We start from the raw sequence: 1708 nt of genomic DNA on the forward strand, positions 1-1708 counted from the left end.
GAAATTGCGGTTCCCCGACAGCATCGCGACCGGCCGGATCGACCCGTCGGCGAGCGCGGCGCGGATCGGTTCGGTCAGCGGCCCCGAGTTGCCGATGCAGGTCGTGCAGCCGTACCCGACGATATCGAAGCCGACGGCCGACAGGTCGTCGACCAATCCGGCCCGTTCGAGATAGGCCGCAGCGGCCGGAGAGCCGGGGCCGAGCGACGTCTTGACCCACGCGGGCACCTTCAGCCCGAGCGCGCGCGCGTTCCGCGCGACGAGGCCGGCCGCGATCAGCAGCGCGGGGTCGGACGTGTTCGTGCAGCTCGTGATTGCGGCGATCGCGACCGGGTGTTTCGGCATCGACGGATGCGGGTGCGCGGGACGGAATTCGAGAGGCGCGAGCGCGGTGGCCGTCCGCGCATGGTCGAGCAGGTCCTGCGGGCGGCGCGGCCCGGCGACGTGCATGCCAACCGACGCGAGATCGATGTCAATCGTGCGCGTGTAGCGCGGCTCGGCATCCGGGTCGAACCACAGGCCGGCCTGCCGCGTGAATGCTTCGACGAGCCGGATCGCCGCTGCGCTGCGATCGGTCTCGCACAGGTAGTCGAGCGTGTTGCCGTCGACCGGGAAGAAGCCCGTGGTCGCGCCGTATTCGGGTGCCATGTTCGCGACGACCGCGCGTTCGCCGGCGCGCAGCGTCGCCACCCCCGGGCCGAAGAATTCGACGAACTCGCCCGATACGCCGATCGAGCGCAGCCGTTGCGTGACGGTCAGCGCGAGATCGGTCGCGAGCACGCCCGTGCGCAGCGCGCCGGTGAGCCGAACTCCGATCACGTCCGGAATGCGCTGCATCACCGGCATCCCGAACATCACCGTCTGCGCTTCCAGCCCGCCGACGCCCCAGCCGAGCACGCCGATGCCGTTGATCATCGGCGTGTGGCTGTCGGTGCCGATCAGCGTGTCGGGCACCGCCCAGCGTTCGCCGTCGCACTCGAGCGTCGTGACCACCGTCGCGAGCTGTTCGAGATTGATCGTATGCATGATCCCCGTGCCCGGCGGATGAATGCGCACGCCCGTCAGCGACTTCGACGCCCAGCGCAGGAAGCGGTAGCGCTCCGCATTGCGGCGCAGTTCGAGCTTGAGGTTCTCGGGGGCCGCGTCGGGCCGCGCGAAGTATTCAACGGCCAGCGAGTGGTCGACCGAGGAATCGACCGGCAGCACCGGGTTCAGCGACGCCGGATCCGCACCGGCTTCGGCGAGCGCGTCGCGCATCCCGGCGATATCGACGAGCGCCGGCGTGCTGGTCGTGTCGTGCATCAGCACGCGATTCGGCTGGAACGCGATCTCCGCGTCGCTCGTCGCGCGGTGCGTCCAGTCGATGATCGCGTTGACGGCCTGCCGCCGCTCGTCGCCGGCGGTGTTGCGGATCACGTTCTCGAGCAGCACGCGCAGCACGACGGGCAGTTCGCGCAGCGTGGTGCCGAACCGACCGGGAAGATCGACGAAGCGATACGTCGCGCCATCGACTGTCAACCGGGCTTGCGAGGGGTTGTCGGTGTTTTCCATGACTGCATTTTTGCACTTTAACTAGTAAAAATGCAATCTAGTGCTAACCCGACATACCCAATCCAGGAGACCACCGTGACGAAAACAGGCAACGACCCGGTCGAGGTCGGTCCGGATTGGATGCGCCGCCGCGTGATCGCGCACACGGCGGCGCTCG

General features: G+C 68.3%; 1 protein-coding gene. It reads right to left on the reverse strand.

The features are described from left to right. On the reverse strand, nt 1-1551 hold a 1551-nt coding region (locus Q3A80_RS31775; RefSeq protein WP_446332729.1), incomplete at its 3' end, for an aconitase family protein. Between the last annotated feature and the right edge of the window lie 157 nt (nt 1552-1708).

The sequence above is a fragment of the Burkholderia sp. SR8 genome (assembly GCF_052851275.1).